Below are 23,081 nucleotides of genomic sequence, written 5' to 3'. Positions count from 1 at the left end.
CTTAAGATTTATTCCACGATCTCGGCTACTACACCTGCACCAACTGTTCTTCCACCTTCTCTAATAGCAAATCGCATACCTTTTTCAATTGCGACCGGATATATCAATTTTATAGTCAAAATAGCATTATCCCCAGGCATGACCATTTCGGCATTGTTACCAAGTTCGGTGATTTCACCAGTGACATCTGCTGTTCTTATAAAGAACTGTGGTCTGTAGCCTTTCATAAACGGAGTATGTCTTCCACCTTCTTCTTTCTTCAACACATACACATTAGCTTTAAAAGTCGTATGGGGCGTTATTGATCCCGGTGCTGCAAGAACCTGTCCACGCTCAATTTCGTCTTTATCTATTCCTCTAAGTAAACAACCTACATTATCGCCTGCGAGACCTTCGTCAAGTTCTTTTCTGAACATTTCGACACTGGTGACAACGGTCTTTCTGGTTTCGTAACTCAGACCAACTATTTCAACTTCGTCACCGGGCCTGATTTTCCCGCGCTCAATTCTTCCAGTTGCAACAGTTCCCCTACCAGTTATAGAGAAAACATCCTCAACAGCCATCAGGAATGGTTTATCAACTTCGCGAACAGGCTCGGGAATATAACTATCAAGCGCGTCGATCAGCTCCTGTATAGGTTTGTATGCAGCATCATTTGGATCGTTTGCCTCTAAAGCAAGCAAGGCAGAACCTCTAATAACTGGGATTTCATCCCCTGGAAATTCGTACTTTGTCAGAAGGTCTCTAACTTCCATTTCCACCAAATCAACAAGTTCCTGATCATCAACTGCATCGACTTTATTCAAAAACACAACCATAGCAGGAACATTAACTTGTCTCGCAAGAAGAACATGCTCGCGAGTCTGTGGCATTGGACCATCTGTTGCAGCCACAACCAGTATAGCACCGTCCATCTGAGCAGCGCCCGTAATCATGTTTTTGATATAGTCCGCATGTCCAGGGCAATCAATATGAGCATAATGTCTCTTCTCTGACTGATATTCAACATGCGTAATATTGATGGTTATACCTCTCGCCTTTTCCTCGGGAGCTTTGTCAATCTGCTCAAAAGGCACAAAAGAAGCAAAACCTTTGTAAGATAGGTATTTAGTTATTGCTGCGGTCAGCGTCGTTTTACCGTGGTCTATGTGGCCTATTGTACCGACGTTGACATGTGGCTTAGTTCTTACAAATTTTTCCTTAGCCATTCATTCTCCCTCCTTCACACCTAAACAACCTTGAGTACTTTTTCAACAACTTTATCTGGAGCTTCCTTGTAGTGAGAAAACTGAGCTACATGAACTGCTCTACCCTGACTGAGAGATCGCAACGTGGTTGCGTACCCAAAAAGTTCAGAAAGTGGTACAAACGCTTTTATAACTCTCAAATTTATTCTGCTTTCCAGTGACTCTATCTGTGCTCTTCTCGCATTTAAATCAGCTATTATACCTCCTACATATTCCTCCGGAACAACCACCTCTAATTTCATAACAGGTTCCAGAAGAACAGGCTGGCAAATTTTCATTGCATTCTTAAAAGCAAGACTTGCAGCCACTTTGAAAGCTATTTCAGACGAATCGACTTCATGATAAGAACCATCAAGCAAGACAGCCCTTACACCTATCATAGGATAACCTGCAAGGACTCCCATTTCCATAGCTTCCTTTACACCTTCTTCAATAGCAGGGATATATTCTCTTGGTATTACTCCTCCAACTGTTTTATTGATAAACTCAAATTGCTTTTCTCCGTCAAGAGGCAACGGCTCAAATTTCATAATAACATGCCCATATTGACCTCTTCCGCCAGTTTGCCTTACATACTTTCCCTCAGCTGTTCCAGTCTGTCGAATTGTCTCACGGTAAGAAACTTGTGGTCTTCCAACTCTAACATTTACACCAAATTCTCTTTTTAACCTGTCTGTAACAATTTCCAGATGAAGCTCGCCCATCCCCGAAAGCACTACCTGACCAGTTTCTCTATCCACATTAATACGCAAAGTTGGATCTTCTTCTGACAATGCCGCAACAGCTTTAACCATTCTTTCTTCATCGTCACGCGTCAATGGTTCAATTGCTATAGAAATAACTGGCTCAGGAAAACTCATCTTTTCCAGAAGAACTGGCCGTTCCTGTGAACACAACGTATCGCCTGTGGTCGTGTTTTTCAAGCCTATAATCGCTACTATATCACCTGCTCTTGCATACTCGGCATCTTCTCTTTTATCAGCATGCATAAATATAAGTCTTGCCACGCGCTCACGAATCTGTTTTGTCGAGTTATAAACATATGATCCCTTTTCAAGTTTACCAGAATAAACACGCACATAAGCCAGCTTACCAACATAAGGATCTGTCTGTATTTTGAAAGCCAGCCCAGCAAAATCTCCCTCCACTGAGGGAGGAATCTGTATCTCTTCACCAGAAGGGGTAATTGCTTTGACAGCAGGAATATCAATTGGTGAAGGCAGATAATCCACAACTGCATCCAGCAATGGTTGAATTCCCTTATTTCTTGCAGCAGCACCACACAGAACTGGAACCAGTTTATTGTTTATAGTTGCCTTTCTCAGAATATCCTTGATTTTTTCTACAGGCAACTCTTGTTCTTCCAAATAAAGCTCCAAAAGTTCTTCGTCTTCTTCTGCAAGCATCGATATCATTTCCTCGCGCATTTCCTCTGCAAGATCCAACATGTTTTCGGGAATCTCGTGCTTGATAAATTCACTTCCATCTTCACTTGTCCACGTTATGGCTTTCATCTCAATAAGATCTACTACACCTATGAAATCTTTCTCTGCTCCTATCGGAACCTGTATCGCAACTGGCTTAGCATGGAGCTTTTCAACCATGCTTTTTATAGACATGAAAAAATCCGCGCCAGTTTTATCCATTTTGTTCATAAACGCAATTCTTGGAACTGAATATCTTTCAGCCTGCCTCCAAACAGTTTCACTTTGCGGTTCAACTCCAGCTGTAGCATCAAAAACAGCTACCGCGCCATCAAGTACTCTTAATGCTCTTTCAACCTCAACTGTAAAATCCACGTGTCCGGGCGTATCGATTATATTTATACGGTGTTCTTTCCAGAAACAAGTTGTAGCAGCGGCTTTAATAGTTATCCCGCGCTCTTTTTCCTGCTCCATCCAATCCATTGTGGCAGTTCCTTCATCAACGCTACCCAGCACGTGTTTACGACCGGTATAATAAAGTATACGCTCTGTTGTAGTTGTTTTACCGGCATCTATATGTGCCATTATTCCTATGTTACGCAACTTACTGAGTGGTACATAAAGCGCCTCAATCTCCAGCATAAGTTTTCCTTTCACCACCGCAAATGTGCGAATGCTCTGTTCGCCTCCGCCATTTTATGAACGTCTTCTTTCTTTTTCATTGCAGTACCGGTTCCTTGATAAGAAGCAAGAATTTCCTCAGCAAGTCTTACATACATTGGTTTACCTTTTTTGGCACGAGCCGCAGCAACAATCCATCTGAGCGCAAGAGAGGTTTTTCTTGGTTCTTGAACCTCTACCGGTACCTGATAAGTTGCCCCACCAACACGTCTTGGTCTGACTTCCAAAACCGGACGAACATTTTCGATTGCCTTTTGAAAAACTTCAAGTGGATCTTTTCCAGATTTTTCTTGAATGTATTCAAAAGATCTGTACACTATCTTCTGTGCCACTGCCTTTTTCCCATCCCACATTATTCTATTCACAAGTTTAGCGACAAGGATATCGCTATAAACAGGATCGGGAGCTATTTTTCTTACCTCAGCTCTTCTTCTTCTCATTCAACCATCCTCCCAAACTACTTTTTAGGCCTCTTAGCTCCATATTTGCTTCGGGATTGTTTTCTGTTTTCAACCCCGGCTGTGTCAAGAGTTCCACGAATAATCTTGTATCTTATACCCGGAAGATCTTTGACCCTTCCACCTCTAACAAGAACAACTGAATGTTCCTGAAGGTTATGGCCTATTCCAGGTATATAAGCCGTGACTTCTATACCATTCGACAACCTGACCCTTGCAATTTTTCTCAACGCTGAATTTGGTTTCTTCGGCGTCATCGTGGTTACACGAACACAGACTCCGCGCTTTTGCGGATTTCCCTGAAGAGCCGGTGCTTTTGGTTTTTCAACTTTTCTTTCTCTACCAAGCCTGATTAACTGGTTTATAGTTGGCATTTATATCCTCCCTTCGATGACGTACCAAATGGCGATTTTATTACAATAACTTATTTCTGTCAACTATTAATCTTAAAAACGGATTCAGCAAGCTTGATTATACTATTATTTTGAGCTACTCAGGCAACAATGAATTGAAATTATTATTTCGATTTTTTTCATAAAGATAGAAATTACTATATTCAAAACTAAACGACTGAATAATTTCGATGATATTCAAAATATCTTTTTGGTGATTGAAAATAAAAATGATGTGGGTAAACCCCACATCATTATATTTTGGCAAAATTTGACAGAGAAATATTATTCATCAGATTTCGCGAATTCTTCCTGATAAACCTGTTTTTTCTTATAAGCTTTTGCCATCGATATAAAGGCTTCTATTATCATCCATACAGCTATAATTAACGTAACAAGTGTTATGAAAACAAGAAGCCAGTTTTGTGACCGAATATAACCGGTTAGATTTGAAATAGTAGCCCAGACAGTCATGAGAAGCATAAAGATCATTGGAAGCAAGGTCGGCCAGATAGGTTTTCTCTTTTTAGCTAAGTATACTGTTGCTATCATCAAGGCAAGGCCGGCAAGAAGCTGATTCAACGCGCCAAACACTGGCCACAATTTTAATGCACCTTTTCCGTCAGGTGAAACCATACATAGTCCGAATGCGGCTATTACTACGACAAAAGTTGTAAAATATCTATTTTTAAAAGGTCCTATCGGTTTTTTGCCTTTGCCCCTGAACAGCTCTTCTAATCCGAATCTCTGTATTCTCGTAGCAGAATCAAGTGTTGTTCCAGCAAAAGACACAACAAAAATTGCCATTAATGTAGCTCCCAATTCTTTAGGTATACCTACTGTTTTCATTAAATTAGAAGCACCATCAACAATTGCTTTCAATTGTGCAGCTAACCCTGCTCCAGCGGTTGTGGACCAAGAGGAGTAATAATTGAAATATCCAGAACTTCCGGCTCCGAACATTCCCACACCAGCTGTCACTGCTATGATGATTAATGTCGCAAGAGCTCCCTCAAGAAGCATACCGCCATAACCGACAAATTGCGCATCTGTTTCTCTTTCAAGTTGTTTGACTGTCGTTCCTGAGGAAGCAAGACTGTGAAAACCGCTTATAGCTCCGCAAGCTATCGTCACAAAAAGAACAGGCCACAGATTTGGGGCACCAGGCGCATGCTGATAAACTGGAGCTACTACCTGTGGTCTTGATATTATAACCCCTATTGAGAGAACAGCCATGAGTACCAAGAGCTCGTGTGAGTTTATATAATCACGCGGTTGTAAAAGTGTTTGCACCGGAAAAGTAGAGGCAAAATAAGCATAAACAAGGAGTATCACTATCCAGGTTACAATCGGTGAAACAGGGCCCATTTGAGGTATTTTCATGGGAAGATATATACCAATAACAGCAAAGACATAGAGAAGTATCAAACCCAAGATAGAATAAAAGGTATCCTTTTTTCCCTTCTTATAGACCATATAACCAACCCAAATAGCTATGGGAACCTCCATCCAGATGCTCAGGACACTTTGAGGATACATGTCAAATAAAATTCCCATAATCATAGCAAAAACTGCAACAACTAACCAGAGAAGAAATTGAATCAGAATTAGAAAGATCACCCCTACCCTGTTTGAAACTATTCCCTTTGTCATCTCACCAAGCGTTTTACCACCATGTCGTGATGAGATAACTAACGAGGCAAAATCATGAACACCACCTGCAAATATTGGCCCAAGGAATACCCAGAGGAATGCTGGCAGCCAACCCCAAATGACACCTATTGCAGGACCAACTATGGGTCCTGTTCCTGCTATTGTGGTAAAGTGGTGACCGAGTAAAATATGTCTCTTGGTAGGAACATAATCAACTCCATCCTGAAATTTCTTTGAAGGTACTGGATTATCATCCTTAAGCTGAAATAATTTCCTTGAAAGCCATTTTCCATATGTGTTGTACGCAATTATATAACCAAAAAAAGAGATCAACATAAGCACCAGCGAGTTCATTTCCTTCCCTCCCACCTTAGTTTGTATTAACTATTCTATGGTCTAGGAAAAACAAGGAGGGAATAAATAGCATTTTTTTTGGAACAAATGAGTGGAAAATAATCTTCAACGCAACAAAACAGACTTGACAAATTTCTGATATTTTTTCGAAACAGGTATCAATTTGGAGTTCTCCATCTCTATTTGAAAACATGGAGAACATAATATTTTTTTCACGTGCTCGAGGTTGCAAATATAAGACTTGTGAACTCTGACGAATTCTCGAGGAAGTCTTCTCTCAAGATGGGATATATTCCAATGATAAACTTCATATTCTCCATTTATTGTGCATGCCATGCATTTTTTCCCAAAAGCTTCTATGAAAAGAATATCTTTAAAATCAATCAATAATATTCCATCAAAATCTTTTACAGGAAGTTTGGCAAGCGATCGTGAACAAATCTGTGAGATTTTTTCAACACATTCACTGAATCGCTCTTCACTCACAGGTTTAACCAGATAATCTATGGCATTTACTTCAAAAGCTTCCACGGCATATTCTGGATATGCTGTTACAAAGACGATACCCGTACTTTTTATTTTTTTTGAAACATCTAAACCGGATTCGCCAGAAAGCCGCACATCCAAAAATACAACATCGATATCTTTCAGATGTCTCAACAATTCTCTTCCTGTTGAAAAAGACCCCACCAGCTCAAATTCACTATATTTTCTGATCAACTGCTCTAAATTGTCCCTGGCAAGCTGCTCATCTTCCAGAATAGCCACTTTTATCATACATATTCACACTTTCACACTCCAGCGGAATTTTTATTAAAACTGTCAGTCCGTTATCGTTTACATATTTTACACTCGCTTTTTTTGAGTAAATATTTTCTAATCTTGTTTCCAGAAGTTTCATTCCAACGCCTTTCTTAAAACCCCTGGACAAACCTTTACCGCTGTCAGAAACTTTCAAAATCATATAATCGCCATATTTTTCAGCTTCTATTTTTACATAGATCTTTCCATTTTTTTCGCCATGCTCAACTGCATTCTCAATTACTGGTTGAAGAATCATGGGCGGAACAGGATGATTTCTAAAATCTCCTGTTACATTTATATGATAACTCAAAATATCGCCATATCTCGCTTTCATTATCGACAAATAACACTCGATTATTTTGATTTCTTCATTAAGAGAGACAAAAGTCTTCTGATTTTTGAAATAATATCTCAATAACTCTGATAGATTATCGATCATCTTTACAGCGTCATTTGCATTATTAACAGTAAGATATCTGATGCTTGCAAGTGTATTGAAAATAAAATGTGGACCTAACTTAGACATGAAATCTCTCATCATTGCTTCCCGGGCAAGTATTGCCTCACGAACAGCCGTAGCACCAATAACAACTATCTCAACGAACTTTGAAATTTGCTTTATCATGAAAATCTGGTCTTCGTCGAAACCATCTCGATTTTCAACGATAATTCGACCGATGATCTTTCCTCTGGAAATTAGTGGGATAAAGAGCCTGCATTCGCCTTTTTTCTCTGGTTTAAACTCATCCTCGAGTTTTATTGTTAATTTATCGACATTCAGTATTTTTGCCAGATCTTTTGAAAAGAGGTTTAGATTCTCCATATTTGGATTTTCCAGTAGTCTAACAGCGCTTTCAAAAACTCTAAGTGTGATTGAGAAAATCTGCGAGGAAAAATTTTTTACATACTGCTCGCTCTGTTTAACCAGAGTGAGTGTGAGTCCAACACCGAGAAAATTCGACACAGTCATCGGGATTAGTGCATTGAAAACGATATCTGCCGCCAGTTCTGGTGGGTATATAAAAAAATAGGCTATTGATAGATGTATTAACTCCGCAAAAATAGCAACTACGCTCCCTGCAAGAATTTTGTTTTTCGAATGGAAAAATCGTTTTCTAAAAACACTTGAAAATAGCCCGGCACCGATTGTCCCCAGGGCACACGCAAAAGCCGATGGACCGCCAAGTAAATATCTGTGAATGGAAGCAATCATGCTGCCTATCAAAGCCGCTGGAAAACCCCCATAAAGGGCTGTAACAATTATACCCATATCTCGAAAATTGATTATTGCACCTTTGTAAGGCAAACCAAGAAAATTACCTGCCACACCAAAGATGCCACCAAGCAAACCAAGTATATAGGGTTTTTTAGTGTTGAAGATTTTCGCCAGTGAAATCCTGGCAGAATAAGACTGAATCACAACAAATACTATTAATCCTAACAATGCCACACGGCTCAAAAGGGTTATAGCTAAAAACATGCAATCTCTCCAAAAAGATTCTACAACTTGAAAAGTAAAACTTGTGATAGAATTAAATAAAACAAGCCTTAACTTTTATTGTTTTTCCAAAATTTTAAGGAGTGAGTTTTATGGAGTATTCCTTTATTATTGCTGGTGAAGCAGGGCAAGGTATTCAAACAGTTGAAGTTTTACTGCCAAAAATTTTCAAAAAAGCCGGATTGAACGTCTTCAGCTATAAAGAGTATATGTCAAGAGTAAGAGGAGGAAGCAACTCTACTTTAATAAGAGTCAGCGATATACCGGTGCGTGCTTTCAAACAGAAAGCAGATTTTGCTCTCTTTTTATCAAACGATGTCTCGCATTTAAAACGTATATCAAACAGATTAAGCAGTGATTCGATTCTGGTGGTTGATGAGGAATTTCCAGGTATCGATGATACTTTGAAGGTGCTCCGCATACCTCTTTTGAAGACTGCCAGTGCACTGGGAAACAAAATTTATGCAAATTCTGTGATGATTGGTTTTGCAACAGCTTTACTAGGAGTTGATCTTGAAAATACCCTGAACATTGTCAAACAGTATTTTTCAAAAAAGAGCAAAGAAGTAATATTCCAGAATCTTGAGGCGGTAAAATCCGGATATGAAAATGGTCTTGCATCGAAAAAGAAGCTTTCGATTACCAAGCTGAAGCAAAATAAACAAATATGTGATCAATTTCTGCTGAGCGGTGCTGAAGCAGTTGCATTCGGCGCTTTAGCCGGCGGATGCAACTTTATCTCTTCATACCCCATGTCACCATCAACAGGAGTTTTAGTGCAATTAGCAAAGCTTTCCGACAATTTCGATCTTATTGTCGAGCAGACCGAAGATGAAATATCTGCAATCAACATGGCTCTTGGAGCGTGGTACGCTGGAGGAAGGGCCATGGTCACGACATCTGGAGGTGGATTTGCTCTTATGATTGAGGGGCTGAGCCTCGCCGGGATGATAGAAAGCCCAATAGTTGTACATTTAGCGCAAAGACCTGGACCTGCAACAGGTTTACCAACAAGAACCGAACAGGCTGACCTCATGTTTGCCCTGTATGCAGGGCATGGTGAATTTCCCCGTGTAATCTACGCGCCAGGAAATTTAGAAGAGGCATTTTTATGCTCCTGGAAAGCTTTTCAGATTGCTGATAAATATCAGATACCCGCTCTGATTCTAACAGACCAGTACTTGATGGATATGATTTACAACATTGAGAATGTACCTTTACCTGAGAATATAGAAAATTATTTAATAAAAACTGATTCTGATTATTTAAGATACAAGTTAACACAAAAAGGTATATCACCAAGAGGTATTCCGGGATGGGGTGAAGGATTAGTTTGTGTCGATAGTGATGAACATGATGAATCGGGGAGAATAACTGAAGATTTTGAGATGAGAAAAATGATGGTGGAAAAGAGAATGAAAAAGATGTCAAATTTCAAAGACTACTATACCCCAGAGTTAACAGGAAATAGCGGTTATGAAGTCCTTGCTGTATGCTTTGGATCAACAAAGGAAATTGTGAAAGAAGCCGCACAATCATTTGAAAACATAGCTGTCTTGCATTTGGTACAACTTTACCCATTGCCGAGGGACTTAAAGAAATATTTTGATATGGCAAAGAAAGTTGTCATCATAGAGAACAACTTTACCTCGCAGTTTGCTTCCTTGTTAAAAACTTTTGCAAATCTCGACCATTCAAAGAAGGTTACGAAATATGACGGTATGCCCTTCAGCGTTGAGGAAATAAAAAATGTATTTGAGCAATTTACAGAGGAGGGAGAAGTATGAATACAGAATATAATATTCCAAATATCGACATTGCCTGGTGCCCAGGGTGTGGTAACTACGCTATACATGATATACTGAGAAAGACTCTCCAGGAATTAAATATCCCTCCAGAAAAACTGGTAATAGTTTCAGGAATAGGACAGGCAGCGAAAGCACCTCAGTACATAAAGTGTAATTATTTTAACGGGCTTCACGGAAGAAGTTTACCTGTAGCAACCGCAATAAAAGCCTGTAACCCCGATTTAATAGTAATAGCTGAAAGTGGGGATGGATGTATGTACGGTGAAGGGGGTAACCACCTGTTACACACAATAAGAAGAAATCCTGATATAACAGTCTTGATTCACAACAATATGGTATATGGTTTGACTAAAGGGCAAGCTTCTCCTACAAGCCCAAAAGGATTCACAACACCTGTGCAGATTCAGGGAACAATATCTGATCCAATAAATCCTATATCTCTGGCAATTTCTCAGAGAGCATCTTTTGTTGCAAGGGCGTACTGTGCAGACACAGAGCAAACAAAAGAAATAATCAAACAGGCTATTACTCATAAAGGACTGGCCATTGTTGATATTCTTCAACCATGTGTCACTTTTAACAAAATAAATACATATAAATGGTTTAAGGAGCACACATATTATTTCAAAAACCACAATCCTTCGGATATATCTGCCGCTTTTGCGAAAGCAATAGAAGTAGACCCCCTACCACTGGGAATATTTTACAAACAGGAAAAACCTACTTTTGAAGAGCAATTACCAATTTATTCTAAAAACAGGGATGCAATTTTTAAAAGAAAACACGATCTTGCAAAAATAAAGGAAATTTTAGATATCAGAAGGGGTTGATAAAATGGAATTTTTGGGGAAAAAAATTGATAATTTATCGCTAAAAGACCATAACGGAAAAATAGAAAAACTTTATCATTTGCAAAAGAAGGTGCTCCTTTCTTTTCATCCGCTTGCATGGACATCTATCTGCAGCAAACAAATGCTTTCAATTGAAGAAAAATACGACGTTTTTGCCAAATTGAATGTTGCTCCCTTCGGAGTAAGTGTCGATCCACTTCCCAGCAAAAAAGCATGGGCGGAGTCTTTAAATATTAAAAAATTGCCCCTGATTACTGATTTCTGGCCACATGGCGAAATCGCAAAATCATTCGGTTTGTTTCGAGAAAAAGATGGCTTTTCAGAACGAGCCAATGTTATTCTGGATGAAAACAAGGTAGTAATCTTTTATAAAATCTATCCAATAGAAGAACTACCAGATATCGAAGAATTGATTGGTTTTCTTAAGAAATAATACATTTTACTTTTTACTAAACCATGATGGGAGGGATTCTAAAATCTCTCTCTCCGTTTCTTTCGCTTTTAGATGGAAAAAGAAGCGAGTGAATAGAAGTGGATTTGATATCCAAACGCAACTGGTGTTCGAACAATTTTTCATCAACCTCGAATCTTCCTTCTTTATTTTTCAGAGCTTTCGAGAGTATTTTTTTGTAAAGCGAACATACTGATACTACTGGCACTGATGCCTTCCTCTTTACTATGGACAGAAGTTTCCTGCCATTGTTTGTGAAGCCCAGAACTCTGAGATACTGTGGCCCCTTCTCATTGCACTGAACAATTAAATCCTGCTTTAACTCAAAGAGGGCATAAAGCGACAATCTTCTGATCTTGCTCATTGTGAAACGTTTTGCTTTAACACAATTGAAAAATTCTTCAAGATCACCAGTTTTCAAAGCACAATTTGAGAACCTCACATCAATACCTTCGCTAAAACCATACAGCATCTGAAGCTCTTTTTTAGAAGAAAGTCTGAGTTTTGCTAACAAAATCTCTTCAAGTTGCGATAAAGTAACTGGTCCTCGACCTTCGTTGAGCTCTCTGGAAATAATCTGAAGGCTGCTGTCTGGCACAGCACGACTGACGCCTGACCAGTCCCCTTTAAAAATCATATTTCTCACCGATGTGGCGCTTGGGAATTTACCTTTAAAAACTTTATCTTTTTCATCTGCTCCAACTCTTTTTATTAGTTGCACATTTATCTTGCTACCAAGTTCTTTCAGAGATCTCACATATTCCACGCCAAGTATATCATTGGACTTTTCTATTTTAAGCACTTCTCGAGGATTCATCTCCCCAGTTCGTTCAAAATATTTCATCAGTGCATATTTTCTTGCATTTGGGAATGAATAACCTTTTTTCAATTCTTCTTTCATAATTTCCGGAAAAGGATAGGGCTGATTTATCATAACATCAGCTATTTTGTTGAGAAAGCTGAGATTTCCTGATTCACTACCAAAAACCAGGTCTGTGACAACATTCATTTTTTCAAGTAACCAGACCGCACCTTTTGCAAATCCCCCGGCATCCTGCAGAGCATAGACAAAAGGCAACTCAAATACAACATCAACACCATTCTGAAGTGCTATCTCAGCTCTAGAAAACTTGTCAATTATAGCCGGCTCTCCCCTCTGACAAAAGCTGCCACTCATAACGGCAACTGTATAATCTGGTTTTACCAGTTCTTTCGCTTTTCGCAAATGATAAAGATGCCCGTTGTGAAATGGATTGTACTCAACAATAATTCCTAAAACTCTCAATGAGATACTCTCTCTCCCCTCAAAATACTCAAGCTGAGTACAAAATTAACTAATGTAAACAAAAGAAAACCTATCGACAGATACTGAACGGTTTTCACATCTCCATGCTCGCCAAGAAGTTCAACTCCTACCCAGGCAATTCCATGAACCACCATTCTGAAAAGCTGAACAAAAAATGAAAAACCATTTGCTATAACAGTAAATGAAAGAAATATCATATAATTATCCCTGTTAGCCTTTGCCAAGCTGTAATAACTGATACAGATACCAGAAGAAATTGTCAAAAGAACAACAAATAAAAACCACTTTGACGTATTTATCGTAAGATTTAACATTTCCTCGAGCATTGGTGAAAGATAGACTGCAACACCATATACTGAAAGCATCAGAAAACCTATAGAAGCACAAAAGATCCCCAGAAGCATGATCAGATAATTGGCTATTTTCATACTGAATACCACCTCATAATCTCGAAAGTATCTCAGCAGCTAATTTTCTACTTCCAAGTACTTCAGCGATCTCTTGTAAAGTGGCTGACCTGATATTTTTTACACTGCCAAAAGCTTCGATCAATTTTTTCTTTCTCTTCGGACCAATACCTGGAATTTCATCAAGAATCGAACTCAATGCACTCTTTCTTCGCAGTTTTCTATGGAAGCTATTTGCAAATCTGTGGGCCTCATCTCTAATACGCACAAGCGTCCTTAAAATAGGACTGTCAAACGGTAATATCAGTTCACCAAAACGTGTACAAACAATCTCATTCTGCTTTGCTAAACCCACAACGTCGCATTCTTTTCCGATCTCCATCAATGCCTCTACTACGGCATTAATTTGTCCAGTGCCACCATCTACAAAAATCATATCTGGCAATTCGTGCTTGGAATATCTTCTTTTGACAAGTTCTTTTAATGTCAAAAAATCGTCAATCCTGTCAGAATTAAATCTGTAATGCCTATATTCATTTTTACGTGGAAGGCCATCAAAGAAAACCACGACAGAAGCGACTGTTAATTTTCCATGCAAATGCGACACGTCAAAACCTTCTATTTTCATAGGATACCTGTTCAAATTAAGAACTTTTACCATCTTGTTCAAAAGATCTTTTCTCAAACCGCTTGTATAGGCCTGATTTTTAGCGTTTTCTCTGGCTTTATGCAGTAACTCTTCTTCTAATTTGTCTCTCGGTCTACCAAAATAGATTTCTGCATCAAAATTAATGTTTCTTTCAAGAATCACTGCTTCTGGTAACTCATTTTTACCAACCATATAATAATGAAATATAAAATCTTCTAATTTCGTTGAGTCCAACTCGTATGAAAGCTTTCCAACGACATGGCCTCCTCTGATTCTCAAAACAGCGTAACTATTTTTGAATCTTCCAATAACATCCAGATTTCTCCACTGCTCCAGAACAACACCCTGTCTTTGCATTACATTTTCAAACTTAACAAGAAGATCTCTATATTTTGCTGCATTTTCGAAATCCATCATTTTCGCGTGTTTTTTCATTTTTTCTTCTATCAGATCCAGTGTCTCAGATATGTCGCCATTTAGAACCCTCCTGAGTGGTTGTATAGATGAGTTTATATAGCTATCTGGTTCTAAATCACCTGTACATGGAGCAGCACATCGATGCATATAGAATTCCATGCATGGTTTTGTCGATTTGGACATATCTCTACGACAGGTTCTGAACTGATAAACCTGTTGAAGGCAGTCTATTAAATCTTTAACAAATTTCACATCTGTGTATGGTCCAAAATATTCACCGCCGGTAGATCTTATCCTTACTATCTGAACGGCTGGAAAAAGCTCCTTCGTTATCTCGATATAAGGATAGAATTCCGCATCCTTGAGCATTACGTTGTATTTCGGTTTATGATTGAAGATGAGATTTGCCTCCAGAAGAAGCGCCTCTCTTTCATTTGAAACTACTATATAATCCAGTTCTTCTGCTTCATTCACGATTGCCTGAATTTTTTTACTGTATTTTCCATTCGATCGGTTAAAATAAGAAAGCAGCCTGTTGCGGAGTCGCTTAGCTTTACCAACATATATATATTCTTTGTTTTTGCCATAAAAAATATACACTCCCGGCAAAAGCGGTGCAAGTTTCGCCTTGTGGAGAAGATCCACCTGATTACCTCCCAACAGTATTTTATCCCATCATTTCATTATTTCGCAAAGGCAAATATATACTGAAAATCTTGATTTTTCAGATAAAAGTGGTATTATTGAGAATGAATCTCAATAAGGGGGTGAAAAGGTGTCTTTATCAGAAGTCCCTGTTGGATTTTTCGCAACGATTAAATCTGTACATAACTCCCCCGCCGGCGCAAGACTGATTTCGCTTGGATTTATTCCCGGGGCTTCAGTAAAGGTCGTAAGAGCTGCTCCTCTTGGTGATCCTCGTGTTTATAACATAATGGATAAACTCATAACACTGAGAAATGACGATGCAAACTTGATAGAAGTGCTATTACAGGATAATCTTATTAACCTTTCCAATGCTCCGAGGGGCATTTACAGTGTAGTAAATGTAATAGGTGGAAGATTTTTCAAAGATAAGATGGCGCAGATAGGTGTAGAAAATGGTTCAATTGTTGAAGTTATAAAACCTTTTCTTATTAAAACGAATAAAGGGACTTTCCAGGTTGGTCGTGGGATGTCAGGCAGGATTATCCTCAGGAGGATTGAAGAATGAGCTTGAGAGTAGCTTTATGTGGCAATCCAAATGTTGGAAAAACGAGTCTATTCAATGCTTTGACTGGATTAAGGCAATATACAGCCAACTGGGCAGGTGTGACTGTAGACATCAAAGAGGGAATCAGAAATTGGAAAGGCATGCAGATTACATTTACTGATCTTCCCGGCACATACAGTTTATCGTCTTTCAGTTTGGATGAGAAAATTGCAAGAGATTACCTTCTCTACAACACCCCGGATATTTTACTTGTTGTCGCGGATTCCCTTTCTTTAAAGCAGGGGCTGTATCTTTTCCTTGAAGCAGCAGAATTAGATGTTAAAATTATTCTCGTTGTAAATGCTATAGATGAAGCAAAAAAAAGTGGGATTCACATTGACAGGTCAGAGTTATCAAAACATCTTGGCGTTCCCGTTATTTTGACAAGTGCTGTAACTGGCGAAGGAATCAACGAGCTTTTGGACAGCATAGTGAAAGTCGCGGCAGATCAGAAAAAAACAGTCAGGTTCGCCCTCAAAAAAGAGATAGAAGATGAAATAGAGGAAATAGAATCAAGTATCCAAAGCAAACCTGAGCTACGAACTTTTCCGGTCAGGTGGCTTTCAATCAAATATCTCGAAGGAGATCCAGATACAATAAAATTGATTGGTGAAATATCATCAAAAGCTGGCGCATTGAGAGAAGAAATTGCTCGGGAAAAATATAAGCATATAGATTTGATCTTAAAAGAAGTGATGAACTTTTCTCAACAAAAGTTCAGTATAAGTGAGGCGCTTGATCATGTATTAACACACAAATACACAGGTATACCCGTTTTTTTAGCTCTTATGTATATTACATTTACCTTCTCTTTCGAGATCGTTCAACCACTTTCCGATTTGATAGAAAATGCGTTTAATCTGATAGCAGATACTCTAAGGCATACGATAGGTAACAGACTTGTAGCCTCACTCTTGGCAGATGGTATTATATCAGGTATCGGCTCGGTTCTGGTGTTTATACCAAATATTTTTGGTTTGTTTCTAATTCTTGGTATAATGGAAGATTCAGGATACCTCCCCAGAGCTGCTTTCGTAGTGGATAGGATCATGTACAAATTGAAACTCTCAGGTAGATCTTTTATGTCTTTTTTACTTGGTTTCGGGTGCACTGTACCGGCAATCATGTCAACACGTGGTATATCTGACTCAAGAGAAAGAACAATCGCTGTTTTGTCAGTTCCCTTTATATCCTGCAGTGCAAGGCTACCAGTATATCTTTTAATCGCCAGTATTTTTTTTGACAAAAATAAAGGATTGATAGTTTTTATTGTGTATCTTTTGAGCATAGCTGTGACACTTATAAGTTCTGTGCTGCTTAACAAGATTCTTTTCAAAGGTCAACCGGGATTCCTTATTCTCGAACTTCCCAGATATCGAATGCCAAAGTTCAAAAATCTTGCCCTGTACGTATGGATCAGAGGAAAGCATTTTCTAATAAAAGCCGGTACCATAATTTTTGTAGCATCGGTCCTGCTGTGGATACTCTCGTATTTTCCATCGATGAATCCATCAGAATCCTTTGCTTCGTATATAGGAAAATTCCTTGAAACCATTCTCAGGCCACTTGGATTTGACTGGAGAATAAGTACATCATTAATTTTCGGCGTGGCAGCGAAAGAAGTTATTGTTTCAGCTTTTGGAATGTTTTTTGGTCATGAAGGATCATTCAGGATTGCTCTGGCAAATTCTATAGATTCAGTAACGGCATTCTCTCTGCTTATCTTCATAATGGCATATATACCATGTTTCGCCACACTTGGCTCGATATCAAGCGAACTCGGTAAGAAATACGCTCTTATCTCAGTAATTTACAGTTTTTCAATTGCCTATCTTCTGGCGTATATTGTTAGATTAATTGGAGGAATCTTTCTGTGAAGAAAATCATTCTGATTCTTGAGTTTATAGCCGCATTGATAAATTTTGCATTTCTTATAAAAATTGACCCCATGTTCTCAATCTGCGTACTCATTTTTTCATCCGTTCTCCTATTCGGAGTTTCTGAAAAAGATTCTGATAAAATAAACGCACATTTAATGGTCGGTGGGGGATTGCTTTTTTTGCTTTCAATTTTCTCGATATTGTACAGCATATCAAAACTTGAATTGCCTGAACCATCGTATTACCTAACGATCATTATGGGATTATGCGGTTTATTGCAGGCAATTTTCTACAGAAAAAGATTTAAATGATTAGCGTGAACAATTTGAACAAAATCGCTGAAAATACTGCGGCAAGTGGAACTGTAAAAAGCCACGAAAGCACGATATTTTTCAACACCCCGACGTTGACAACCTCAATGCCGCGGGCCATTCCAACACCTACCACAGACCCGACAACAATGTGTGTTGTCGAAACAGGGAACCCAAGGACCGAAGCCATTAAGACGGTAGAAGCTGTAGAGAAATCTATACAAAAGCCACGCGTATTGGTCAGAGGGGTTATATCACTGCCAATGGTTTTCATAACTCTATATCCAAGAAATAGAACGCCCATAGAAATTCCAAGGCCTCCAAGGAAAAGTATCCAGATTGGTGTATGTATTTGTGAAGAGACCATCCCTGTCTTAATAACAGAATAAACGACTACCACAGGGCCAACCGCATTTGCAACATCGTTAGCACCGTGCGAAAAACTCACATAACAGCTTGTCATAACTTGAAGTCGTCTGAACATGTTCTCGACGAAATCATAAGGATCCGCGTTGTGTTTTTGAGAATTTCTTTTGAGAAGAAAATAACCTGCGATCATAGCCAGTGCAGAAACGGAAAAAGAGAAAACGAAGCTTTTTCCATAACCAATTTTCACAGTCTTAACTGCAAACAGGTACACAATTATGAAAAATGTGACCCAGATTATTATAGGCCCGGTTTTTTTGGCGGCTCGAACAGGATTATCTCTACGAAGCACTAAAAGTGATATTAATTTGAATACTCCGTAAGCAAGCAGTCCTCCAAGCAGAGGAGAAATCACCCAGCTCATCGCAATGGATACCATCTTTGCCCAGTGTATTGCATTCCATCCACCAGCAGCTATTCCAAAACCAGCCATTCCGCCAACAATGGAATGCGTTGTTGAAACAGGCATACCCCAGAAAGTTGCCGCCAGAACCCAAACAGATGATGAGATAAGAGCCGCAAGAGCACCTATCATCAGAGTATTTGGATCATTCACAATATCTACCTTGACAATTCCCTTCGTTATTGTGGAGGTCACGTGAGATCCAAATAAAACTGCTCCCAAGAATTCCAAAACAGACGCTATCAAAACAGCCTGTTTCGGAGTAATTGCTTTTGCTCCCACTGCCGTTGCCATAGAATTAGCAACATCATTTGCTCCTATGGCAAATGCCATAGCAACGCCCGTTCCAAACGCAATTAATGTAACCATCGTCCAGTCCTCCTTAGATCAAATATGTGTTATCATTCGTACTCTCTCTGCCACATTTTCAGCGTGATCAGCAATTCTTGTAAGCAATCTGATTAACTTTTCAAGATAGTAGATATCTACAGGATGGATAGCATTTTTCAGGGAGAAAATCTTCTTTCCAGCTATCAAAGATAATTTGTCGGTGTTAGACTCATTTGATTCCACTCTCGTAGCTGTCCTGTCTTCTTCCAGAGCAACAGATGGAGCAAAAGAAGATTCTACTAATAAAAGCAGATCAGAAACAGATTTCACCATTCCTTCAACAGCATCACTACAGCTTTCAGCAAGTTCGATCATGATATTTTGAATTTCGGCAATAACAGGTTTCTCCACCTTATTCAACATCAAAGCTTTAAGAAAATCATCTACTGCATCAATTACACCATCTTCTTCATGCAGTATTGTCAATATATCCACCCTGTCAAAATAAACAAATTTGAGTTTTGTATAACTCTCCCTGATAAGAATTTTTATTTCATCTGCCTTGTCTTCGAGTACATCAACTTCTTCGCTCATCTTTTCAACCGGCAAATCTTCGAAATAGTTTTTCAAAGCGGGTACTATGAATTGCGAAACTTTTTTTGTTAAAAGGGCGTGTTCATAAAGCAATCTAAGTGGAGATTGTTTTGGAAACATCTTATCTATAAACCTTGTCATACCTGTCTCCTCCCCAATTTAAGGATAAAAAACCACCGTTATGACTGAAATAATTAGTATAGGTATTAAAATTTTTCCAAGCACCTTGATAAAATCAACCTTGAAATAGTTTGCTGTCAAAACAAGACACAGATGAACTGGTGAGAGCAAAACACCTGTGACGGAAAAAACATATGTCACTAAACCGAGACGATAACCACCCATACTCATTACTATTGGTAGTGAAATTCCAAGAGCGGCATGGGTCAGCCCTGTTGACATGCCGGTTATAAGAGGCAGTAGTATAGCTATCAACAACACGTTGAACCCGATTTTTGAAAGTTCCTCACTCATTTTCTGTCCTATTTGTAAATCAATCATAGAATGCTTATAAAGGAAAACGATTATCAATATGAAAATAATATCAAGTTTTCTAACTGCCCTCTTGAAGGCTTCTAAGATATATTTGTTACGTATTGATGCATAAAATACGGTGGCAATTGTCAGTGCGACCCACCCTTCTAACTTGAACAACAAGATCATTAACCCTGTTGAAAGAATCACAGCTATAGGCCATAATTTTTTCCATTCACTCAATTCTAAGTTTTTCAACTTTGGAAAATTGAATCCATTGAAAAAAACCCATCCTGATAAGAACGCAACAAGAAACAGGGGAAACAATCTTAGAGAAACAACTCCTATCGGCATATTTATTAAACTGGCCAGCAAATACATGGCAGGATAGACTGGCCAAAAAAACTCAAGACAGTGCCTGAACCAATAATTCACAGTTGTTTTTTCAAGCTTACTCATGTCAGAACCTATCTGGTCAATCATCGGAGCGGTAAACATCGCACCAGCTGGCATAGGCATCAAGCCTACAATGGCTGGTATAAAAACCGATGCACCCCGTGAACCCTCAAAGAGTTTCTGCACGGATTGTGAGAATCCATCAGAATCTCTCGAAACACTCATCAACTCCCCAAGAAAATATATCAAAAAAATACTTGGTATTAATGTTAAAAAAGACCCATCACTCAGTGAAGCACCTAACAATTTGATCATATGAAAGAAGATCTGCCTATTGAACAAAGCAAAGACCATGAAACCTGATATCATAGATATTATGAGGATTTTTGTGAATCTTTGAAGTAAGATTATAGTAAAAAGCGATATCATAACAGAAGCGGTTACCAAATTCAGACCCCCTCAATTTAGCGCTGGGAATATTTTACAAGCGAAGGAGGTAAAAACGTATGATCAAGATAAAAAAAGTTCGTGAAGAAAACGATAAATTTCTTGCCTTTGCTGAGAAAAGTCCGTTTTACCCCGATGGAAAAGGCGGTCAGCTTGGAGATAGAGGAAAAATAGATACAGCATTGGTTCTGGGTGTTGAAGAAAGGGAAGGATTAATATGTCACATTCTTGATGCACCTGTTGAACCTGGTGAACACACCTTTGAAATCGATTATCTAAGACGTAAAGATATAGCTATTCAGCATTCTGCACAGCACATCCTCTCGGCATCTTTTCTCAGAGTAGCAGATATTCAGACTTTAAGCTTTCACATGGGAGAAGAATTCTCAACAATTGATCTGGATGTTCCTCAGATTACAGAGGTGGTTCTTCAGGAAGTGGAAGAAATGGCAAATGAGATTGTGAGGAGTTGTATAAAAGTAGAGATAGTCGAGACAAATATAGAATCTGCAAAAAATTTAAATCTCAGAAAATCTCTGAGTGAAAAAGTTGGTGAGATTGTTCGAGTCGTCAAAATCGGGGATTTCGATTTATCAGCGTGTGCAGGTTTTCATGTTTCAAACACTGGTAAAATCGGTATTATTAAAATTGTTTCATGGGAAAAAGTCAAAAAAACTTTGACAAGAGTATATTTTTTAGCTGGTAACAGAGCTTTGAGAGATTATTCAATTAGAGTTTCTGTGTTAAGAGAGCTTTCAACACTTTTAACAAGCTCTGTTAGCGAAATGCCTGCGCGCACTCGGATCCTGCTTGAGAAAGTTAAGGACCAGGCAGCGTTAATAAATCGCATATCTGAAGAATATGCAAAATATCTATCGAAAGATCTCGAAACGCACAAAATAAAAGGAATAAATGTCTCAGTCTATAATGGCTTTGACGATGTTGCCAGGTTTTTGCCAAAATATTTTCAGGGTGATTTACTGATCTGTAAAACGTCAGACGGATATCAGTTCAGCTCAGAAAAAATAGACTGTTCAAAATTGATAGCTTTTTTGAGGGAAAAAACTCAAGGAGCTGGTGGCGGTGGAACCAAAAAAGGTTCATTGAAGACATCTGCACCAATAAACAAAATTTTCTCATTGATTGATAACTATTTAGGGGTGATATAAATGAAACTTTCTTTTGCGAAACTTCCCACGCCTGTTGAGTTTTTGTCAAGATTGAGTAAACAGTATGGAAGAAATATATATGTGAAAAGAGATGACATGACCGAATTTATTTCAAGCGGAAATAAAATAAGAAAACTTGAGTTTCTTCTTGCCGATGCATTGAGAAAAAACTGCGATGTGGTGTTTACGTGTGGAGGAATTCAATCAAATCACGCCCGTGCTACAGCCCACATGGCTGTTAAACTTGGATTAAAACCCGTTTTATTTCTGAGAGAGAATCCACCAGATCTTCTGGATAACAAAATGCAATCAGTTTTCAAAACAGACGAGGCAATGCACAGCAATGGCAACTTCCTGCTATGCAAATTGCTTGGAGCAGAAATAGTTATTGTCAATTCAAAAGACTATGCAAGAATTGAAGAAGTGTATGAAGAATACAAGAAACACTACGAGAAAAAATCGCACAGAGTTTACACAATACCAGTTGGTGGTTCAAATTCACTTGGAGCAATGGGATATCTCCTTGCTGCATCAGAGATGGCTTCGCAAATCGATTTAAATGAAGTAGATGCTGTGTATTGTGCAGTGGGTAGTGGTGGAACTTACGCAGGTTTACTGTCTGGGTTCAGATATATGGGATATAAAACCAAAGTGATCGGCATTAATGTGACAAAGACCAGCAGGGAAGAATTTACAAATACTGTTTTTGAAATAATAAAAGGCATGAAGCAGTACGGCATCGATACATGCGTTGATAGAGAAGAAATAAAAATAATTGATGATTTCAGTGGACCAGCTTACGCCATTCCATCAGAATCAGATATCAAATGTATAAAATATGTTGCTTGTAAAGAAGGTATAATACTTGATCCTGTGTACACAGCCAAGGCATTCAGAGGCATGCTGGAGATTTCCAAGGAAAATCAGACTGTTTTATTTATTCACACAGGAGGGATCTTTGGGCTCTTTGCTCAGGCAGCAAAATTTACTGAAGCATGA

The 23,081-nt window shown here is 38.7% G+C and carries 21 protein-coding genes; 8 read left to right on the top strand and 13 right to left on the bottom strand.

Translation table 11 applies throughout. The features are described 5' to 3' along the window. Positions 1-8 precede the first annotated feature (8 nt). From tuf to TLET_RS02925, 7 genes are all read right to left on the bottom strand, one after another. Positions 9-1,208, bottom strand: coding sequence for an elongation factor Tu (tuf, locus tag TLET_RS02955; protein ID WP_012002624.1), 1,200 nt, complete (start codon positions 1,206-1,208; stop codon positions 9-11). A gap of 20 nt (positions 1,209-1,228) precedes the next feature. Further along, a complete protein-coding gene (gene fusA, locus TLET_RS02950; RefSeq protein WP_012002623.1) occupies positions 1,229-3,313 on the bottom strand; it encodes an elongation factor G in 2,085 nt (694 codons plus the stop codon). A gap of 11 nt (positions 3,314-3,324) precedes the next feature. Then, positions 3,325-3,792 (bottom strand): 30S ribosomal protein S7, encoded by a 468-nt coding sequence (gene rpsG / locus TLET_RS02945; RefSeq protein ID WP_012002622.1) that lies wholly within the window; start codon positions 3,790-3,792, stop codon positions 3,325-3,327. A gap of 17 nt (positions 3,793-3,809) precedes the next feature. After that, entirely contained in the window at positions 3,810-4,184 is a 375-nt protein-coding gene (gene rpsL, locus TLET_RS02940; RefSeq protein ID WP_012002621.1) for a 30S ribosomal protein S12, read from the bottom strand. A gap of 303 nt (positions 4,185-4,487) precedes the next feature. Continuing rightward, on the bottom strand, positions 4,488-6,209 hold the full coding sequence (locus TLET_RS02935) for a carbon starvation CstA family protein (RefSeq protein WP_012002620.1): 1,722 nt from the start codon (positions 6,207-6,209) through the stop codon (positions 4,488-4,490). Positions 6,210-6,314: 105 nt separating this feature from the next. Continuing rightward, complete coding sequence (locus TLET_RS02930; RefSeq protein WP_012002619.1) at positions 6,315-6,986, bottom strand: LytR/AlgR family response regulator transcription factor; 672 nt, start codon at positions 6,984-6,986, stop codon at positions 6,315-6,317. Further along, positions 6,958-8,493 carry a LytS/YhcK type 5TM receptor domain-containing protein gene (locus TLET_RS02925; protein WP_012002618.1) on the bottom strand — a complete coding sequence of 512 codons (1,536 nt, stop codon included), beginning with the start codon at positions 8,491-8,493 and terminating at the stop codon, positions 6,958-6,960. Before TLET_RS02925 ends, TLET_RS02930 begins: the two co-directional genes overlap by 29 nt. Positions 8,494-8,603: 110 nt before the next feature. Between TLET_RS02925 and TLET_RS02920 the strand changes: the two genes are divergently transcribed. Genes TLET_RS02920 through TLET_RS02910 form a run of 3 tightly spaced genes read left to right on the top strand, consistent with a single transcriptional unit; the run spans position 8,604 to position 11,603 of the window. Further along, a complete protein-coding gene (locus TLET_RS02920; protein ID WP_012002617.1) occupies positions 8,604-10,298 on the top strand; it encodes a 2-oxoacid:acceptor oxidoreductase subunit alpha in 1,695 nt (564 codons plus the stop codon). Further along, a complete protein-coding gene (locus TLET_RS02915; protein WP_012002616.1) occupies positions 10,295-11,149 on the top strand; it encodes a thiamine pyrophosphate-dependent enzyme in 855 nt (284 codons plus the stop codon). Before TLET_RS02920 ends, TLET_RS02915 begins: the two co-directional genes overlap by 4 nt. Positions 11,150-11,153: 4 nt before the next feature. Next, the gene (locus tag TLET_RS02910; RefSeq protein ID WP_012002615.1) at positions 11,154-11,603 is read left to right on the top strand and encodes a redoxin domain-containing protein; all 450 of its coding nucleotides are present in this window, start codon (positions 11,154-11,156) and stop codon (positions 11,601-11,603) included. 16 nt (positions 11,604-11,619) lie between these two features. On the opposite strand, the gene TLET_RS02905 is transcribed toward TLET_RS02910, so the two are convergent. Genes TLET_RS02905 through uvrC form a run of 3 tightly spaced genes read right to left on the bottom strand, consistent with a single transcriptional unit; the run spans position 11,620 to position 15,045 of the window. Further along, complete coding sequence (locus tag TLET_RS02905; protein ID WP_012002614.1) at positions 11,620-12,906, bottom strand: nucleotidyltransferase; 1,287 nt, start codon at positions 12,904-12,906, stop codon at positions 11,620-11,622. Next, positions 12,903-13,355, bottom strand: a complete 453-nt coding sequence (locus TLET_RS02900) for a hypothetical protein (RefSeq protein ID WP_012002613.1) — start codon at positions 13,353-13,355, stop codon at positions 12,903-12,905. The genes TLET_RS02905 and TLET_RS02900 overlap by 4 nt, the downstream gene beginning before the upstream one ends. A 13-nt stretch (positions 13,356-13,368) precedes the next feature. After that, entirely contained in the window at positions 13,369-15,045 is a 1,677-nt protein-coding gene (uvrC, locus tag TLET_RS02895; RefSeq protein ID WP_012002612.1) for an excinuclease ABC subunit UvrC, read from the bottom strand. 130 nt (positions 15,046-15,175) lie between these two features. On the opposite strand from uvrC, the gene TLET_RS02890 reads away from it, so the two are divergent. The 3 genes from TLET_RS02890 to TLET_RS02880 are packed head-to-tail and all read left to right on the top strand — an operon-like array spanning position 15,176 to position 17,843. Continuing rightward, the gene (locus TLET_RS02890) at positions 15,176-15,613 is read left to right on the top strand and encodes a FeoA family protein (protein ID WP_012002611.1); all 438 of its coding nucleotides are present in this window, start codon (positions 15,176-15,178) and stop codon (positions 15,611-15,613) included. Then, a complete protein-coding gene (feoB, locus tag TLET_RS02885; RefSeq protein ID WP_012002610.1) occupies positions 15,610-17,529 on the top strand; it encodes a ferrous iron transport protein B in 1,920 nt (639 codons plus the stop codon). Before TLET_RS02890 ends, feoB begins: the two co-directional genes overlap by 4 nt. Further along, on the top strand, positions 17,526-17,843 hold the full coding sequence (locus tag TLET_RS02880) for a hypothetical protein (RefSeq protein WP_012002609.1): 318 nt from the start codon (positions 17,526-17,528) through the stop codon (positions 17,841-17,843). The genes feoB and TLET_RS02880 overlap by 4 nt, the downstream gene beginning before the upstream one ends. On the opposite strand, the gene TLET_RS02875 is transcribed toward TLET_RS02880, so the two are convergent. The 3 genes from TLET_RS02875 to TLET_RS02865 are packed head-to-tail and all read right to left on the bottom strand — an operon-like array spanning position 17,836 to position 20,913. Next, positions 17,836-19,041: an inorganic phosphate transporter gene (locus TLET_RS02875; RefSeq protein ID WP_012002608.1), complete on the bottom strand. Its 1,206-nt coding sequence runs from the start codon at positions 19,039-19,041 to the stop codon at positions 17,836-17,838. The two genes, TLET_RS02880 and TLET_RS02875, sit on opposite strands and share 8 nt — an antisense overlap. An 18-nt stretch (positions 19,042-19,059) precedes the next feature. Next, the gene (locus TLET_RS02870; protein WP_012002607.1) at positions 19,060-19,737 is read right to left on the bottom strand and encodes a DUF47 domain-containing protein; all 678 of its coding nucleotides are present in this window, start codon (positions 19,735-19,737) and stop codon (positions 19,060-19,062) included. Between the two features lie 18 nt (positions 19,738-19,755). Beyond that, on the bottom strand, positions 19,756-20,913 hold the full coding sequence (locus TLET_RS02865) for a DUF401 family protein (RefSeq protein WP_012002606.1): 1,158 nt from the start codon (positions 20,911-20,913) through the stop codon (positions 19,756-19,758). 59 nt (positions 20,914-20,972) lie between these two features. Here TLET_RS02865 and TLET_RS02860 point away from each other — a divergent pair, with 59 nt between their 5' ends. Next, on the top strand, positions 20,973-22,082 hold the full coding sequence (locus TLET_RS02860) for an alanyl-tRNA editing protein (RefSeq protein ID WP_012002605.1): 1,110 nt from the start codon (positions 20,973-20,975) through the stop codon (positions 22,080-22,082). Beyond that, on the top strand, positions 22,083-23,081 hold the full coding sequence (locus TLET_RS02855) for a D-cysteine desulfhydrase family protein (RefSeq protein WP_012002604.1): 999 nt from the start codon (positions 22,083-22,085) through the stop codon (positions 23,079-23,081).

This window comes from Pseudothermotoga lettingae TMO, assembly GCF_000017865.1.
Taxonomy (GTDB): Bacteria; Thermotogota; Thermotogae; order Thermotogales; family DSM-5069; genus Pseudothermotoga_B; species Pseudothermotoga_B elfii.
Note: the sequence above shows the minus strand (reverse complement) of the source record. Positions and strands in the feature narration are given on the sequence as shown.

Coding starts and splice junctions, on each gene's coding strand:
- tuf (WP_012002624.1), bottom strand. CDS start 1,208: ATGGCTAAGGAAAAATTTGTAAGAACTAAGCCACATGTCAACGTCGGT.
- fusA (WP_012002623.1), bottom strand. CDS start 3,313: ATGCTGGAGATTGAGGCGCTTTATGTACCACTCAGTAAGTTGCGTAAC.
- rpsG (WP_012002622.1), bottom strand. CDS start 3,792: ATGAGAAGAAGAAGAGCTGAGGTAAGAAAAATAGCTCCCGATCCTGTT.
- rpsL (WP_012002621.1), bottom strand. CDS start 4,184: ATGCCAACTATAAACCAGTTAATCAGGCTTGGTAGAGAAAGAAAAGTT.
- TLET_RS02935 (WP_012002620.1), bottom strand. CDS start 6,209: ATGAACTCGCTGGTGCTTATGTTGATCTCTTTTTTTGGTTATATAATT.
- TLET_RS02930 (WP_012002619.1), bottom strand. CDS start 6,986: ATGATAAAAGTGGCTATTCTGGAAGATGAGCAGCTTGCCAGGGACAAT.
- TLET_RS02925 (WP_012002618.1), bottom strand. CDS start 8,493: ATGTTTTTAGCTATAACCCTTTTGAGCCGTGTGGCATTGTTAGGATTA.
- TLET_RS02920 (WP_012002617.1), top strand. CDS start 8,604: ATGGAGTATTCCTTTATTATTGCTGGTGAAGCAGGGCAAGGTATTCAA.
- TLET_RS02915 (WP_012002616.1), top strand. CDS start 10,295: ATGAATACAGAATATAATATTCCAAATATCGACATTGCCTGGTGCCCA.
- TLET_RS02910 (WP_012002615.1), top strand. CDS start 11,154: ATGGAATTTTTGGGGAAAAAAATTGATAATTTATCGCTAAAAGACCAT.
- TLET_RS02900 (WP_012002613.1), bottom strand. CDS start 13,355: ATGAAAATAGCCAATTATCTGATCATGCTTCTGGGGATCTTTTGTGCT.
- feoB (WP_012002610.1), top strand. CDS start 15,610: ATGAGCTTGAGAGTAGCTTTATGTGGCAATCCAAATGTTGGAAAAACG.
- TLET_RS02875 (WP_012002608.1), bottom strand. CDS start 19,041: ATGGTTACATTAATTGCGTTTGGAACGGGCGTTGCTATGGCATTTGCC.
- TLET_RS02870 (WP_012002607.1), bottom strand. CDS start 19,737: ATGACAAGGTTTATAGATAAGATGTTTCCAAAACAATCTCCACTTAGA.
- TLET_RS02860 (WP_012002605.1), top strand. CDS start 20,973: ATGATCAAGATAAAAAAAGTTCGTGAAGAAAACGATAAATTTCTTGCC.
- TLET_RS02855 (WP_012002604.1), top strand. CDS start 22,083: ATGAAACTTTCTTTTGCGAAACTTCCCACGCCTGTTGAGTTTTTGTCA.